The organism is Paenibacillus jepli, from assembly GCF_047238105.1.
Taxonomy (GTDB): Bacteria; Bacillota; Bacilli; order Paenibacillales; family Paenibacillaceae; genus Paenibacillus_D.
Genome location: NZ_JBDFMD010000001.1, coordinates 480,974 through 496,176, shown reverse-complemented (window position 1 = coordinate 496,176; position 15,203 = coordinate 480,974). Strand labels below are relative to the sequence as shown.

Genomic DNA, 15,203 nt, shown 5'->3' with positions numbered 1-15,203 from the left:
CATGCTTTCACGCAACCGGCAGGAATCGGCAAGCACCATGTGGAATAGTACGGGAAACGTTGTGTGAAAGGAACGGTTATGTGGAATCCGAAGTACAGTCATTTGTCGAACATTTGGCGGACGAGCGCAATCTGAGCTCGAATACGCTGGACGCTTATACACGGGATGTAACGGCTTTTTTGGCTTTTGCGGCAGCGGAAGGCGCGCCAGACGTCCCGGCAATCACTCGTCATCATATCGCCCGTTATATGCTGCTGCTCCGGCAGAAAGGGCGGGCGAGTGCGACCATCACCCGGACGATCGTCTCGCTGAGAGCGTTCTTCCATTATCTTATTCGCAGCGGCCGGCTCGCCCAGGATCCGTCAATCTATCTGGAGACGCCGAAGCAAGAGAAAAAAATGCCTCGCTTTCTGTCCGTCGACGAAGTGCGGCAGCTGCTGGAAGCACCCGATCCGGCGAGCGCGGCAGGCTGCAGAGATGCGGCGATGCTGGAGTTGCTCTACGCCACTGGGATGCGGGTGACCGAGCTGATCATGCTGGACCTGGAGCACGTGCATGCGGAGCTGCGATTCATCCGCTGCATCGGCAGCAACGGCAATGAGCGCATCATCCCGATCGGCGAGAGTGCGCTGGCTGCCTTGCTCCGGTATGTAGAGCACGGCCGGGAGAAGCTGCTGCGACCCGATCAGGGACATGCCGCGCTCTTCCTGAACCAGCAGGGCGCGCGGATCACCAGACAAGGCTTCTGGAAGCTGATCAAAAAGTATGCTCAGGCTGCAGGCATCTCGGCCAAGATTACGCCGCATTCGCTGCGGCATGCCTTTGCTGCCCATCTGCTGGAAGGCGGTGCTGACCTGAGATCTGTTCAGGAGATGCTCGGTCATGCCGACCTGTCGACCACCCAGATGTATATGGCCCCTGGGAAAGTCCGTATGAAGGATGTATATGACCGGGCCCATCCCCGCGCCGCGCTGCCAGCGGCCGGAGCTGCCCGGGAGGAGGGAGAACAGCCATGAGATTCAAACGTATCGCGGTCATTGTACTGGACAGCGTCGGCATCGGTGCGATGCCCGACAGCGCCGACTTCGGAGATGAGGGGACGCATACGCTGGGCTCGATCGCGGCCAGCGTGCCCGGCTTCGATCTGCCCCGGCTCCGGGAGTGGGGGCTCGCGCATATCGCGCCGATCCATGACTGGCAGGGAGCTGGCGAGCCGCGTGCCGCATACGGCAAGATGGCTGAGGCATCGGTGGGCAAGGATACGATGACGGGTCATTGGGAGCTGGCCGGACTGCGGATTGACGTACCGTTTCAGACATTCCCTGGCGGCTTTCCGGAGGAACTGATCGTCCGCTTCGCGGAGCTGACCGGCCGCCCTGTACTCGGCAACAAGCCTGCCAGCGGCACCGAGATTCTTGAAGAGCTCGGCACCGAGCAGCTATCGACAGGGGCATGGATCGTATATACGTCTGCTGACAGCGTGCTGCAGATCGCAGCCCACGAGGACGTGATCCCGCTCGAGGAGCTATATCGGGGCTGCGAGATTGCCCGTGAGCTGACGATGGACCCGAGGTTTGCCGTCGGTCGGGTCATTGCCAGACCTTTTGTCGGCGCCCCGGGTGCATTCGTGCGGAGCTCTGGTCGACATGACTATGCGGTATCGCCGCCGGAGCCGACGATTCTGGACGCATTGTCGGGGGCGGGGTATGACGTATGGTCCGTCGGCAAGATCCATGATATATTCAGCGGTCAGGGGATTACCCGTTCGATGCCGACGAAGAGCAATGAGGACGGGATGGTCAAGACGCTGCAAGCGCTGGGCGAACCGTTTCGAGGCCTGCTGTTCACCAACCTGGTCGATTTTGACTCGCTATACGGCCACAGGCGCGATCCTGTCGGATATGCAGAGGCGCTGGCCGCGTTCGACCGGACATTGCCGGATCTGGCTGCTGCGACAGACAAGGACGATCTGCTGATCATTACGGCCGACCATGGCAATGATCCGACCCATACCGGTACGGACCATACCCGCGAATATGTACCGCTGCTCGCCTACAGCCCCGCCTTGAAACGACCGGGTGCGCTTGGCACACGCACCACCTTTGCCGATGTAGCGGCAACGATTGCTCATAATTTCGGTGTCGCCGGTACGGGCAGGGGCACCAGTTTTCTGAATGAACTGCAATGATCTTTAGAATCGGAGGAATCAACGTGAATCAACTAACTGTTAGCCACATTAATGAAGCTGTCGAATACATCCGATCCCAGACGAGCATCCGGCCGGAGGTTGGTCTGATTATGGGGTCGGGACTTGGCGTGCTCGGCGACCATATGACTGATGTGACCGTTATTTCTTATCATGACATCCCGCATTTTCCGATCTCGACCGTGGAAGGACATGCCGGCGAACTTTTGATCGGCTCCCTTGCGGGCAGGGCAGTCGTATTGATGCGCGGGCGCTTCCATATGTACGAAGGTTACGGACCGGAGTTGACCGCCTTTCCGGTGCGAGTGATGAAAGCCCTTGGCGCAACGGCCGTCGTCGTCACCAATGCCGCCGGCGGCATCGACACTGATTTTGGCTCAGGCGACCTGATGCTGATTACAGATCATATCAATCTGACCGGACGCAACCCGCTGATCGGCGCCAACGACAATGAACTGGGGCCGCGCTTCCCGGATATGTCGGAGGCCTACAGCAAGCGGCTGCGCCGGATCGCCATCGAACAAGCGGCGGCTCAGGGCTTTGAGCTGCGAACCGGGGTTTATGCGGGGCTCCTGGGTCCGTCCTATGAGACGCCGGCGGAGATCCGCATGCTCCGGACGCTGGGCGCTGACGCAGTCGGCATGTCTACGGTGGCGGAGGTCATCGCGGCTCGTCATAGCGGCATGGAAGTACTGGGCATCTCATGCATCAGCAATATGGCGGCAGGCATTTTGGATCAGCCGCTCTCCCACACCGAAGTCATGGAGACGACCGAGCGGGTGAAGAGCCGGTTCCTGGGTCTGGTGCTGGCCGTCATTCCGCAGATCTGATGCGGATGTTGTTACATAACTGTAACAATCACCTCGACGCATTGTGACATTTTTTGTCCGGAGATACTCGTATAATGTTCCATGGTGTGACCGAATAAAACATGGAGTGAGTCGAGCTGATGGACAAGCAATGGATGAAGCAAATGGAAAGTCTGCGCAAGCAAATGATTGATACGGCGCTAGGCAAGCAGACGCTGCAGCACCGTGATGTGCTAAGTCTCAGCCAGTCTTTGGACCGGCTGATCGTGAAGGTGCAGGCGGAGAAACTGGCTGCCAGCAAGCGCCAAAAACCATCATGGTAGGAGGACATCTGGCATGCGGACTGTGGATTTGATCCGTAAGAAGAGAAACGGCGGCGAGCTGACAGCCGCCGAGCTGACACACTTGGTGGAAGGCTACTGCAATGGAGATATTCCTGACTATCAGGCTGCCGCATGGGCGATGGCCGTCTATTTCCAAGGTCAGACACCCGAGGAGACGGCCATCCTGACCGAACTGATGGCCCGATCAGGCGATCAGCTCGATCTCAGCAGCATCCCCGGTCTGAAAGTCGACAAACACAGTACCGGCGGCGTGGGTGATAAAACGACGTTGATCATCGCTCCTCTCGTAGCGGCTGCCGGCGTACCGGTAGCCAAAATGTCGGGACGGGGGCTTGGGCATACAGGCGGGACGATTGACAAGCTGGAGTCGATTCCAGGCTTCAAGACCGAGTTGGACCGGGAGGCCTTTCTGGCGCAGGTCCGGCAAATTGGGCTTGCTGTCATCGGCCAGAGCGGCAATATGACGCCTGCCGACAAACAGCTGTATGCGCTGCGGGATGTGACGGCTACCGTCGATTCGATACCGCTCATTGCAAGTTCGATCATGAGCAAGAAAATCGCCGCTGGAGCGGACCGAATCGTGCTGGATGTCAAAGTCGGCAGCGGCGCTTTCATGAAAACGGTGGCTGCTGCCGAAGAGCTGGCCGAGGCAATGGTCGCGATCGGTAAGCAGGTCGGGCGCAGCACCTCGGCGCTCATCAGCGATATGGATCAGCCGCTGGGCTACGCGATCGGCAATGCGCTGGAGGTCGAAGAGGCAATATCAACACTGCGCGGAGAAGGACCGGAGGATCTGACCGCCCTTTGTCTGGAGCTGGGGGCGCAGATGGTCGTGCTTGGCGGCAAGGCCGATACGTTGGCAGTGGGCAGGGCACTGCTGGAGGGCCTGTTGCATGACGGACAAGCACTCGGCAAGTTCCGCGATTTCGTGGCAGCGCAGGGCGGCGATCCGGGGGTAGCCGATACGCCCGCAGCTATCCTGCCTCAAGCTGCTTCCCGGACAGAGGTGAGAGCTGCTGCCGCAGGCATCATCCAATCGATCGACGCTGAACAGCTGGGAGCAGCGGCTATGCGGCTGGGAGCCGGGAGGGCGACCAAGGATGATGCGATTGACCCGGCAGCCGGTGTAGTGATGGTCAAAAAGGTCGGCGATGCGGTAGCGGCAGGAGAACCTCTGGCAGTGCTTTGTCACAATAGCACCGGATCCGCAGTCGCCGAGGCAGCTGAGCTGGTCTCGACGTCCTACCGGATTGGTATCGAGCCGCCAGAGATGCGTCCGCTGCTGCTCTCTGTCGTGACTTCTGAGGGAACCCGCAGACTCGCGAAGGAAGCTGGCAAGTGACCGTGCGTCAGCTATTCATGCTGCTGTGCCGGCCGGCCTGCGCCCTGTAGTCGCAGCTGCTGGCAGGGCATGCCAAAGGGAGAGATGAACATGAGATTGGCAGGACCCGTATTCCTAGACAAGCAAGATCTCGAACCTGGGCGGTGGGTTGAAGCGCTGCAAGCGGCCGGCTACCGGGCAGCCGTCTGTCCGGTGGGCAATCGCGCCGACGATCATGAGGTAGCGGCATACCGGGAGGCGGCTGGCGGCGCCGGTCTGGTCATCGCCGAAGTGGGGGCATGGAGCAATCCGATCAGTCCCGACGAGGCGACACGCACACAGGCGATCGACTATTGCATCCGGCAGCTTGAGCTGGCCGACCGCATCGGCGCCCGCTGCTGCGTCAATATCGCCGGCTCAAGGGCCAGTAAGTGGGATGGCCCTCACCCGGACAACTTCAGCGACGATACCTTTGCGTTGATCGTCGACACGGTGCGGCTCATTATTGACCAGGTCAACCCCCGCCATACTTTCTTTACGCTGGAGACGATGCCCTGGATCGTACCGGACAGCGCAGACAGCTATCTGTCCCTGATCCAGGCGATAGACCGTGCATCCTTTGCGGTGCACTTTGATCCTGTCAATATGATCACCAGTCCCAGGCTGTATTACGCCAACGGAGAGCTGATTCGGGATTTTGTCCGCAAGCTGGGTCCGCATATCAAGAACTGCCATGCCAAGGACATCCGTCTTTCTGATCGCCTGACCGTGCATCTGGAAGAAGTCATTCCCGGCACCGGGGCTCTGGACTATCGGACATTGCTAACCGAGCTGGACAAGCTGGCTCCGGATCTGCCGCTAATCTTGGAACATCTTTCCACTCCGGAGGATTACAAGCAAGCTGCTGATTATGTGAGGCAGACTGCGAATGATTTGTCGATTTCTCTCTGACGTGTTGACCGACCAACTTCTCCTATGCCTGATGATGCAGGCAGTGCGAGCGGTTGGTTTTTTTGTTTTGGGAGGAGTTGGAATATTATGCTCAGGTTCGGTCAAGACTGGTAAGGATAAATGCAGCCGGTCTGCGTCTGTGTGAGTCTGCATAGACCATGCACCTGCTCCGATACCAGGAGGGAACCGTTTATGTTGAAGTCGACAGGTTACAAAGGATTGCTCCTAACCGTAATTATCGCCTTGTTGGCCGCTACGGCCGCTAACGCGGAAGAAAAACCGGAGGCGATGCCGACCTCGCTCGCACCGTCGGCTCTCTCCGCGATCCTCATCGATGCCGACAGCGGGACGATCATCTTCGAGAAAAACAGTCATGCCAAGCTGCCGCCTGCCAGCATCACCAAGGTCATGACGATGCTGTTGATCGTCGAGGCGCTCGATGAAGGCACGATCAAGCTGACTGACAAGGTCCAGGCAAGCGAATATGCCGCTTCGATGGGAGGCTCGCAGATCTTCCTGGAACCAGGAGAAGAGATGACAGTCGAGGAGATGCTCAAGGGGATCGCACTTGCCTCCGGCAACGACGCCTCCGTAGCGATGGCGGAGAAGCTGGCCGGGACGGAAGAGGCATTCGTCAAGCGGATGAATGAGCGGGCGGCGGAGCTGGGACTCAAGAACACCCATTTCGTCAATTGCAATGGCCTGCCTGCCGAGAATCACTATTCCTCTGCGCATGATATCGCCATCATGTCCCGCGAGCTGCTCAAGCACGAAGAAATCACGAAATATACCGGTCTATACCAGGATCATCTGCGCAAGACATCAGATAAGCCGTTCTGGCTCGTCAATACCAACAAGCTCGTGCGCTTCTACAGCGGCGCCGACGGCCTCAAGACAGGCTATACGACTGAGGCAAAGTTCTGCCTGACCGCAACGGCCAAGCGGGACAATCTGCGGGTGGTAGCCGTGGTCATGGGAGAGCCCAATACGAAAACGCGCAACAACGAGGTGTCACAGATGATGGATTATGCGTTTGCCCAGTATACCAACCATCCGATTTTCAAGACCGGGGATACCATAGGTCAAATGAAGGTGCATAAAGGCGAGGTGGCTGAACTGCCGATTGTGGCCAAGCATCAATACAGTGTGCTTCTGAAAAAAGGAACGCCTCAGGATGAGATCCGTCACGAGCTGAGACTTGAAGGACCGCTCCAAGCGCCAGTTAAAGCGAACCAGCCGATCGGCAAGCTGATCGTCTTCCAGAAGGACAAGATCCTTGGCGAGTTCGAGGTCACGGCGCCGGAGTCGGTAGATCGGGCAGGCTGGTGGACGATGCTGAAGCGTGTGACCAGCGAGCTATTCGACTGATGCGGTTTTTGTCGCTCTCTAGCGGCCTGCTTCTAGTTTTGTCGGCGGGCAGGAATGTATCGGCAGCGTGTGGAATCCCTCTCTATCACAGGGAGGAGTGAACCGATCAATGAGTCTTCAAATGGAACTGGAACATCACCGTAATGTGCTGATCGTCCGTCTGCGCGGCGAACTGGATCATCATACGGCAGATACTGTGCGCCATCGGATGGAAGAGGCGATTCTGCGCGGTAACAGTGATCACGTCATCCTCAGTCTGAAGGAGCTGAGCTTTATGGACAGCTCCGGCTTGGGCGTCATCCTGGGCCGCTACAAGCTGCTCAAAAGCAAAGGCGGCAAGATGGTCGTATGCGACGTCAGCAAAAGTGTGTACCGACTGCTGGAGCTGTCTGGATTGTTCAAAATATTGACGATTCACGATAATGAGCGAATGGCGCTCACAAGTTTGGAGGTCGTATCATGAGCGGCTCGAACTTTATGACACTCTCATTTGCTGCGCGTTCGGAGAATGAAGCATTTGCCAGGGTAGCCGTGGCAGCGTTCGTATCGCAGCTGGATCCGACGTTGGAGGAGCTGAACGACCTGAAGACGGTCGTCTCCGAAGCGGTGACCAATGCGATTATCCACGGCTACGACGCCGATCCGGCGGGGGTCGTCACGATCGAGGCCGCGATCGAAGCGGACGTCGTGTCGATCACGATTGCCGACCGCGGACGCGGGATCGAGGATCTGGAGCTGGCGCGTCAGCCGCTGTATACATCCAAGCCGGAGCTGGAACGGTCGGGGATGGGCTTTACGATTATGGAGAATTTCATGGACCGCTTTGAAGTGGATAGCGCCCACGAGCAAGGCACGCGGATCGTTATGGCGAAGCGCATCGAATCGAAAAAGGCGCTGTACAATTAGGCGCATAGGGGTTGGGACCTCATGGACGCACAAATGAAGCAGCAGGCGCAGCATTATCTGGATGACAGCGAAGTCAAGCGGCTGATCGCGCTAAGCCAAACTGGAGACAGCGGCGCTCGGGATACGCTGGTGAACTGCAACATCCGGCTCGTCTGGTCGGTGGTGCAGCGGTTCATTAACCGAGGGTATGAGCCTGAGGATCTGTTCCAGATCGGCTGTATCGGTCTGCTGAAGTCGGTAGATAAGTTCGACCTGTCATATGATGTCAAATTCTCGACGTATGCCGTGCCGATGATCATCGGCGAGATCCAGCGCTTCCTGCGCGATGACGGGACGCTCAAGGTCAGCCGCTCGCTCAAGGAGCTGGCCAATAAGGTGCGCAAGACGCGGGATGAGCTCTCGAGAGAATTGGGCCGGATGCCGACAATCAAGGAAGTGGCGCAGCAGCTCGGGATCTCGCCTGAGGATGTGGTGCTGGCTCAGGAAGCCAATAAGCCGCCAACCTCGATCCATGAGACGGTATTCGAGAACGATGGCGATCCTATTACGCTGATGGATCAAATTGCCGACGACTCGCAGGACAAGTGGTTCGAGAAGCTCGCTTTGAGCGAAGCGATCGAAGCCCTGTCCGAGCGGGAGCGGCTGATTGTCTACCTGCGGTACTATCGCGATCAGACCCAATCGGAGGTTGCTTCCAGACTCGGGATCTCGCAGGTGCAGGTATCGCGGCTGGAGAAAAAAATATTGCAGTCCATCAAGGAGCAGATCGCGCAGTAGCGCGGTCTTTTTTTTTTGTTGTGGCAGGAAAATATGAACCATGTATTGACACGATACAATACAGTATTGTATCGTTTGAATGGGCAATACGAAAACCTTTCTAAATAAATGTTATCCAGGAGGAATCCACGATGATGCCAAATCGATTCAAGGGTAAGAACGCAGTGGTAGCAGGGGGAACGCACGGAATGGGACTGGCAATGGCAAAACATCTGATCTCCGGTGGCGCCAAGGTGATCGTAACCGGCAGGAAGGAAGCAAATGTTGAGGCCGCGCAGCAGGAGCTGGGCATGAATGCTTATGCGCTCGCATGCGATGTTACCCGCATGGAGGACATCAAACGTCTTAGGAGCACCGTCCAAGAGAAGCTTGGCACCGTCGATGCGGTGTTCGTTAATGTAGGTGTTGCCGAATTTGAATCTTTCGAGCAGGTGACGGAGAATTCGTATGATCGTCAGTTTCAGACCAATACCAAAGGCGCGTACTTCACCATCCAACAGCTCGCACCGCTGATGAATGAAGGAGGCGCCTTTGTGCTAACCACGGTCACACCGGCAACGGCCACGCCGGGGATGAGCGTCTATATGGGGAGCAAAGCCGCTCTCCGTTCTTTCGCCCAAGGTTTCGCCGCCGAGCTGCTCCCCAGAAATATTCGGGTCAATGCAATAGCTCCCGGCTTCATTAGTACGCCCACCATGGGGGTTACGCAGGCAACGGATGAAGAACGGGCGGCTTTAGTTGAAGCCGGGGACATGGCTACTCCGATGAAAAGGCATGGGACGGTTGATGAAATCGCGGCCGCGGCGATGTATCTGGCTTTCGATGCTACCTTCACTACGGGAAGCGAACTCCCAGTTGATGGCGGTCTCTCCCAAGTGGACGCTTGAACCCTTCCATAGTAGAATGAGGGCATTGTTCTAGCGCGGATAAACCGTAAAATTTTTCATGAGGTGGTGGAACGAATGGCGCTACAGGCCAAAACGTCGGCTCGACAGCGCGTGCTTGCTGTCGCTTGCGAATTGTTTTATCGGGAAGGCATTCGAGCCGTTGGTGTCGATACCATTGTCGAGAAGTCCGGTGTGGCCAAGACAACCTTGTATCGTCACTTCCCGACCAAAGAAGATTTGATCATCGCATATTTGGAAGCCTATGACCATATGAATTGGGAATCGTTCGACGAAGTATTGTCCAAGCACAGCGGGGCGCCTCAGGACCAGCTGCTGGCATTCATCGAGGCGACTATTGAGATCTTGGAGCCTGATCATCACCGGGGGTGTGTATTCCTCAACGCCTTGGCCGAGTTCTCCAATCAAGAGCACCCGGTCCATCTCCTTGCGCTGGAGTACAACCGGGCGCTTCGCCTTCGCTTGACCCGGCTAACCCGACAAGCCGGCATAGAAGATGAGCAGTTGGCCGATCGATTGATGCTGTTGATTAATGGAGCCATGGCCTCAATCCCAATCTACGGGTTTGACGGTCCAGCAGCCCAATTAAAAACGATCGCGGCTCATTTGATCAAGACCTCCAATTTATCCGGATAAGCATGGCGTACACAACAGATCCATTCGTGTTTCAACTATATAACTTCGATATCTAGCCACACTTTGTGTGGTTATTTATTATGCTTCCGGTCAATATTTCCATGTCAGTCATGAGTATCCGCCGCTGGGTTATCTCATACTATCGATAGAGTAAGCTGCAGCCGGAAAGGAGGGGCAGCATGGATCAACACAGAGGCGGCACTGTCTATCTGCGTCTGCGCAAACGCATCGCGATTACACCAGGCAGCGGGGTTAAACTCGGTGAGGTGGCACGCATCGTGGCCAATAACCGGTTAGCCCGGCAGCTTGCATCTCTCGAGATTTATAAGCATACACCCGAAGACGGCAATCGCTATGTTCTCGACGTGCTGCATATCATCCAGCGGATTCGAGCGGAAGTGCCGGGCCTGACGATTGAGCCTTATGGCGACCCCCAGGTGCTCATCACGATTCAGGACAAACCGGATAAGCCGCGGCTGCTGATTTTGGTTTTTACTTGGCTGCTGCTTTTTTTTGGCTCAGGGCTCGCCATCATGAATTTTCATGCCGATGTGAGCATGCAGGAAGTCCATGTCCGCCTGTCAGAGCTGATCACAGGCGAGCAGATCCGGCATCCGCTCTGGTTTCAAGTTCCGTATTCGCTTGGTATTGGGCTGGGCATGGCGCTATTCTTCAACCACTTCTTCCGCAAGCGGTTTAATGAAGAGCCCAATCCGCTCGAAGTCGAGCTATACATGTATGAAGAGAATGTCAATGCGTGCGTGATCGCCGACGAGATGCGCAAAAAGCAAGATGCGGGGGAGGATAATGATGATTGACGGGTTGGCTTATTCGTTGTTGCTGTTCCTCGGTTTGGCTGGCGGGATCGCCGTGGGCAGCGGCATGGTAGCGCTCCTGGTGATCCTGGATCTTATCCCTCGATTGGCCCAACTGGCACGCGCCTATCAGAGCTCAATCTGGTTCGAGTCGGCTATTATCGCTGGATCGGTCTATTGGTCGTTCGCCGACTTTCTCGGATGGCGGCTCCATGTTCCGGGGGCATACCATTTGGCAAGTATCGGTTTGATTGACGGCGTGTTCGTCGGCATGCTGGCAGCTGCCCTGACCGAAGTCCTCAATGTTCTGCCCATCCTGGCCAAGCGGCTCAAACTCAGCCATTATATGGTCGCGCTCGTGATGGCGATGGTATTCGGCAAAGTTACGGGCTCGCTCTTCGACTGGCTGGTCTTCCAATGGTAAAGAAGAAAACAACCGAATTTCAGAGGAGAGGTGCGCGCAAATGGATAATGAGCAGATGAACATGGACCGGGAAGCTGCTGCGCTTCCGCATCAGACCGAGGAGCATTCGCAAGAGCCGGCTGCCTCGCAGAAGCAGGAGGAGAAAAGAAGGGTCCCTGCCAAGCTGGAGAATTTCAAGCGGATGCTGGAGGATGAAGTGGGGCTTGGCAAAAGCTTCGATGTTGTGGCCAGGGAGATGACCTTTGGCGGACGCCGGACACTCTTGTTCTACATGAACGGCTTTGCCAAGGACGAGGTGTTGACCGATGTCCTGACCCGACTGTCATATCTGGAGGATGATGAGGTGTCTGCGGATGCCGTGCACGGCTTCCTGCATCATTATGTGCCGGCGATTCAGGTCGAGACAGAGGATGACTTCGACGGCGTGGTCGATACGGTCATGGCTGGCAACACGGCTCTCTTCATCGAAGAAGAGCAGACGGCGCTGATCATCGATGCCAAAAACTTTCCGGGCCGAGGTCCGGAGGAGCCTACGCTCGAGCGGGTCGTCCGGGGCAGTCGGGACGGCTTCGTCGAGACGCTGATGATCAATATTACACTGGTCCGCCGCCGGCTTCGCGATCCCGGCCTGCGCTACGTCATTACCCGGACAGGACGGCGAACCCAGACAGATGTTTGTCTGGCCTACATCGAAGATATTGCGGATCCCAAGCTGGTCGATTCGATCCGCAGCAAGATCGACGATGTCGAGCTTGACGGACTGCCGCTGGCTGACAAGCAACTGGAGGAGGCGACGGTGAAACGCGGCTGGAATCCGTATCCGCTGGTCCGTTATACGGAACGTCCGGACGTAGTGGCCGCGCAGCTTATGGAAGGCAACATCGCCGTTTTTGTCGACACGACGCCGAGTGTTATGCTTCTGCCAACTACATTCTTCGATCTGGTGCAGCATGCGGAGGAGAACCGGCAGACGCCGTTTATCGGCACGTATTTGCGCTGGGTGCGTTACTTTGGCATCCTCTCGTCGCTGTTCTTGCTGCCGCTCTGGTTTTTATTCGTACTGGAACCACAGCTCCGGCCGCCATTCCTAGCTTTTATCGGACCCCAGGAGATGGTCAAGCTGCCGCTGCTGGCACAGTTTCTGATCGCAGAGGTGGGGGTGGATCTGATGAGGATGGCTTCCGTGCATACACCTTCGCCGCTTGCGACGGCGATGTCGCTGATCGCCGCCATATTGATCGGCGACATCGCTGTTCAAAGCGGATTTTTCGTCAATGAGGTTGTCATCTATATGGCCATTGCCGCCATCGGCATGTTCGCTACGCCCAGCTATGAGCTCGGGTTGGCTAACCGGATCGTCCGGCTGCTGCTGCTTGTCATCGTCGCCGCCTTTAAGGTGCCGGGCTTTTTGATTGCCACGACTGTAGTTTTTATTATTCTGGTCAAGGAGCGCTCCTTCAATCACCCCTATATGTGGCCGCTGATTCCATTCGACGCTCGCGGCATGCTCAACATCCTGATTCGGGTTCCCGTGCTGTTCAACAGGAAAAGGCCTAACCTGCTTCGCCCTCAGCAGATCGACAAGATGCCCGGGCACAAAGGCGGGGGACCCTTGCAATAAATACAAATGAACGGTGAATAAATCCATTTCGCTGACGCTGCAAATACGGTATACTGAATGTCAAATGGCATGGTGGCGCGGATCCGATAGCGGCCGCCCGCATACACTACCAGCATGCAGAAAGCGGAGGGAAAGCAATGTACTTGCATGGGACAAGCAAAATCAATGACAAAGGCCACCTGGAGATCGGCGGCAACGATGTAACCGAGCTGGCAGCCACTTACGGCACGCCGCTTTATATTGTAGATGAAGCGCTGGTCCGTCAACGGGCGCGCGAGTATGTGGAGGCGTTTCGGGCTTCCGGACTGAAGTTTCAGGTCGCTTACGCGAGCAAAGCGTTCAGCGTGATGGCGATGTGTGTCATTGCCGAGGAAGAGGGACTGTCGCTGGATGTCGTGTCGGACGGCGAGCTCTATACAGCCATCAAGGCTGGATTTCCGGCAGAGCGCATCCATTTCCACGGCAACAACAAGACGCCGGACGAGATCAACATGGCGCTGGATGCAGGCATCGGCTGCTTCGTCGTCGATAACTTCACCGAGCTGCATCTTCTCGACGCCCTGGCTGCCGATAAGGGCAAGAAGGTGAAAATTTTGCTCCGGATCACACCTGGTGTCGAAGCGCACACGCACGATTACATCTCGACTGGCCAGCAGGACTCCAAATTCGGCTTTGATCTCGGCAATGGTGCCGCATACCGAGCGATCGAGGAAGGAATCGCGCTGAACAACATTGAAGTGCTCGGCGTGCATTCTCATATCGGCTCGCAGATCTTCGAAGTGGAAGGCTTTCGCATGGCAGTCGACAAAGTTTCGGAGTTCGCAGTCAAGATTAAAAACGAGCTCGGCCTGACCTTCCAGGTCATTAATCTGGGCGGCGGCTTCGGCATCCGTTATACCGAAGAAGACGCGCCGCTGCAGGTGCGCGAATATGTCCAGGCGATCACAGAATCGATCAAAACCAACTTCTCGCAAGCCGGTCATCCGCTGCCGGAGATCTGGGTCGAGCCGGGCCGCAGCATGGTTGGCGACGCCGGTACGACGCTCTACACCGTAGGCACGCACAAGGACATCCCCGGCGTACGCAAGTATGTGGCCGTCGATGGCGGGATGACCGACAATCCCCGTCCGGCACTGTACGAGTCCAAATACGAAGCGGTGCTGGCGAACCGGGCCAATGAAGCGGCAGAGGAGACCGTCTCGATCGCAGGAAAATGTTGTGAGAGCGGCGATATGCTGATCTGGGATCTGGAGCTGCCAAAATCCAATAGCGGCGATCTGCTGGCCGTCTTCTGCACGGGCGCATACAATTATGCAATGGCTAGCAACTACAATCGGATCCGCCGACCGGCGGTTGTATTCGTCAAGGACGGACAAGCCGATCTTGCAGTCAAGCGCGAATCGCTCGACGATATCGTCGGCAATGACGTTATTCCTGCCCGTCTGTTGAAGGCTCCGGCAGTAAAATAAGCCTATTTCATTTTGGGCAGATGCATAAGGTTTGCATAGTTAGTTGACATCGCCAAGAGGTACGGAATCGATCTGTAGAAGCATGGAAAGGTCGATCCGTGCCTTAAGGCTTTTTTTTTCAACTTTTCAGATCGATTTTTGCGATTGCATGAAGATTGTAGTAAGATGTAACCATACATACGACATTAAGGAGTGAGTGACTTGGCAAAGCAGGCAAAAATCAAGATGGAAAACGGCGCAGAGATCGTCCTTGATCTATTCGATAAGGATGCGCCAAACACAGTAGCCAATTTCGAAAAGCTGGCAAACAGCGGTTTTTATAACGGTTTGAACTTCCACCGCGTCATCCCGGGCTTCGTCGCGCAGGGCGGCTGCCCTGACGGCACGGGCGCTGGCGGACCCGGCTATCAGATCGATTGTGAGATTAACCCGAACAAGCATGAGCGGGGCACGCTGGCGATGGCACATGCCGGACGGAACACCGGAGGCAGCCAGTTCTATATTTGCTACCAGCCGCAGCCGCATCTCGACGGCGGTCATACCGTATTCGGCAAGGTAGTCAAAGGGATGGAGCATGTCGATGCTTTCAAAGGCCGCGACAAGATGGAGAAAGTTGAAATCGTCGAAGCGTAACATTGTTATTCGGACAAT

General features: G+C 56.4%; 17 protein-coding genes. All 17 read left to right on the top strand.

Annotation, left to right across the window (positions count from 1 at the left end):
• Positions 1-80: 80 nt before the first annotated feature.
• Positions 81-1,016: a site-specific tyrosine recombinase XerD gene (gene xerD, locus ABC336_RS02410; RefSeq protein ID WP_413237138.1), complete on the top strand. Its 936-nt coding sequence runs from the start codon at positions 81-83 to the stop codon at positions 1,014-1,016.
• On the top strand, positions 1,013-2,188 hold the full coding sequence (locus ABC336_RS02405; RefSeq protein ID WP_413237137.1) for a phosphopentomutase: 1,176 nt from the start codon (positions 1,013-1,015) through the stop codon (positions 2,186-2,188). The genes xerD and ABC336_RS02405 overlap by 4 nt, the downstream gene beginning before the upstream one ends.
• A gap of 23 nt (positions 2,189-2,211) precedes the next feature.
• Entirely contained in the window at positions 2,212-3,036 is an 825-nt protein-coding gene (locus ABC336_RS02400) for a purine-nucleoside phosphorylase (protein ID WP_413237136.1), read from the top strand.
• A gap of 119 nt (positions 3,037-3,155) precedes the next feature.
• A complete protein-coding gene (locus ABC336_RS02395) occupies positions 3,156-3,338 on the top strand; it encodes an aspartyl-phosphate phosphatase Spo0E family protein (protein ID WP_413237135.1) in 183 nt (60 codons plus the stop codon).
• A 13-nt stretch (positions 3,339-3,351) separates the two neighbouring features.
• Positions 3,352-4,701 (top strand): pyrimidine-nucleoside phosphorylase, encoded by a 1,350-nt coding sequence (locus ABC336_RS02390; protein WP_413237134.1) that lies wholly within the window; start codon positions 3,352-3,354, stop codon positions 4,699-4,701.
• 90 nt (positions 4,702-4,791) lie between these two features.
• Entirely contained in the window at positions 4,792-5,631 is an 840-nt protein-coding gene (locus tag ABC336_RS02385; RefSeq protein WP_413237133.1) for a sugar phosphate isomerase/epimerase family protein, read from the top strand.
• A 192-nt stretch (positions 5,632-5,823) separates the two neighbouring features.
• Positions 5,824-6,999, top strand: a complete 1,176-nt coding sequence (locus ABC336_RS02380; RefSeq protein ID WP_413237132.1) for a D-alanyl-D-alanine carboxypeptidase family protein — start codon at positions 5,824-5,826, stop codon at positions 6,997-6,999.
• A 109-nt stretch (positions 7,000-7,108) separates the two neighbouring features.
• Complete coding sequence (gene spoIIAA / locus ABC336_RS02375) at positions 7,109-7,462, top strand: anti-sigma F factor antagonist (RefSeq protein WP_413237131.1); 354 nt, start codon at positions 7,109-7,111, stop codon at positions 7,460-7,462.
• Complete coding sequence (gene spoIIAB / locus ABC336_RS02370; protein ID WP_413237130.1) at positions 7,459-7,905, top strand: anti-sigma F factor; 447 nt, start codon at positions 7,459-7,461, stop codon at positions 7,903-7,905. The genes spoIIAA and spoIIAB overlap by 4 nt, the downstream gene beginning before the upstream one ends.
• Before the next feature lie 21 nt (positions 7,906-7,926).
• Positions 7,927-8,682: an RNA polymerase sporulation sigma factor SigF gene (sigF, locus tag ABC336_RS02365; RefSeq protein WP_413237129.1), complete on the top strand. Its 756-nt coding sequence runs from the start codon at positions 7,927-7,929 to the stop codon at positions 8,680-8,682.
• 131 nt (positions 8,683-8,813) lie between these two features.
• A complete protein-coding gene (locus ABC336_RS02360; protein ID WP_413237128.1) occupies positions 8,814-9,569 on the top strand; it encodes an SDR family oxidoreductase in 756 nt (251 codons plus the stop codon).
• 75 nt (positions 9,570-9,644) lie between these two features.
• Positions 9,645-10,223, top strand: coding sequence for a TetR/AcrR family transcriptional regulator (locus ABC336_RS02355; RefSeq protein ID WP_413237127.1), 579 nt, complete (start codon positions 9,645-9,647; stop codon positions 10,221-10,223).
• A gap of 179 nt (positions 10,224-10,402) precedes the next feature.
• Complete coding sequence (locus ABC336_RS02350) at positions 10,403-11,041, top strand: stage V sporulation protein AA (protein WP_413237126.1); 639 nt, start codon at positions 10,403-10,405, stop codon at positions 11,039-11,041.
• Positions 11,034-11,462 carry a stage V sporulation protein AB gene (locus ABC336_RS02345; protein WP_413242423.1) on the top strand — a complete coding sequence of 143 codons (429 nt, stop codon included), beginning with the start codon at positions 11,034-11,036 and terminating at the stop codon, positions 11,460-11,462. Before ABC336_RS02350 ends, ABC336_RS02345 begins: the two co-directional genes overlap by 8 nt.
• Before the next feature lie 40 nt (positions 11,463-11,502).
• Complete coding sequence (locus ABC336_RS02340) at positions 11,503-13,083, top strand: spore germination protein (RefSeq protein ID WP_413237125.1); 1,581 nt, start codon at positions 11,503-11,505, stop codon at positions 13,081-13,083.
• 137 nt (positions 13,084-13,220) lie between these two features.
• Positions 13,221-14,552, top strand: a complete 1,332-nt coding sequence (gene lysA, locus ABC336_RS02335; RefSeq protein ID WP_413237124.1) for a diaminopimelate decarboxylase — start codon at positions 13,221-13,223, stop codon at positions 14,550-14,552.
• Between the two features lie 201 nt (positions 14,553-14,753).
• The gene (locus tag ABC336_RS02330; RefSeq protein WP_413237123.1) at positions 14,754-15,185 is read left to right on the top strand and encodes a peptidylprolyl isomerase; all 432 of its coding nucleotides are present in this window, start codon (positions 14,754-14,756) and stop codon (positions 15,183-15,185) included.
• Positions 15,186-15,203: the final 18 nt, after the last annotated feature.

Excerpts from the sequence above, each read along its gene's own strand:
- ABC336_RS02405 (WP_413237137.1), top strand. The coding sequence starts at position 1,013 with ATGAGATTCAAACGTATCGCGGTCATTGTACTGGACAGCGTCGGCATC.
- ABC336_RS02395 (WP_413237135.1), top strand. The coding sequence starts at position 3,156 with ATGGACAAGCAATGGATGAAGCAAATGGAAAGTCTGCGCAAGCAAATG.
- ABC336_RS02390 (WP_413237134.1), top strand. The coding sequence starts at position 3,352 with ATGCGGACTGTGGATTTGATCCGTAAGAAGAGAAACGGCGGCGAGCTG.
- ABC336_RS02385 (WP_413237133.1), top strand. The coding sequence starts at position 4,792 with ATGAGATTGGCAGGACCCGTATTCCTAGACAAGCAAGATCTCGAACCT.
- ABC336_RS02380 (WP_413237132.1), top strand. The coding sequence starts at position 5,824 with ATGTTGAAGTCGACAGGTTACAAAGGATTGCTCCTAACCGTAATTATC.
- spoIIAA (WP_413237131.1), top strand. The coding sequence starts at position 7,109 with ATGAGTCTTCAAATGGAACTGGAACATCACCGTAATGTGCTGATCGTC.
- spoIIAB (WP_413237130.1), top strand. The coding sequence starts at position 7,459 with ATGAGCGGCTCGAACTTTATGACACTCTCATTTGCTGCGCGTTCGGAG.
- sigF (WP_413237129.1), top strand. The coding sequence starts at position 7,927 with ATGGACGCACAAATGAAGCAGCAGGCGCAGCATTATCTGGATGACAGC.
- ABC336_RS02360 (WP_413237128.1), top strand. The coding sequence starts at position 8,814 with ATGATGCCAAATCGATTCAAGGGTAAGAACGCAGTGGTAGCAGGGGGA.
- ABC336_RS02355 (WP_413237127.1), top strand. The coding sequence starts at position 9,645 with ATGGCGCTACAGGCCAAAACGTCGGCTCGACAGCGCGTGCTTGCTGTC.
- ABC336_RS02350 (WP_413237126.1), top strand. The coding sequence starts at position 10,403 with ATGGATCAACACAGAGGCGGCACTGTCTATCTGCGTCTGCGCAAACGC.
- ABC336_RS02345 (WP_413242423.1), top strand. The coding sequence starts at position 11,034 with ATGATTGACGGGTTGGCTTATTCGTTGTTGCTGTTCCTCGGTTTGGCT.
- ABC336_RS02340 (WP_413237125.1), top strand. The coding sequence starts at position 11,503 with ATGGATAATGAGCAGATGAACATGGACCGGGAAGCTGCTGCGCTTCCG.
- lysA (WP_413237124.1), top strand. The coding sequence starts at position 13,221 with ATGTACTTGCATGGGACAAGCAAAATCAATGACAAAGGCCACCTGGAG.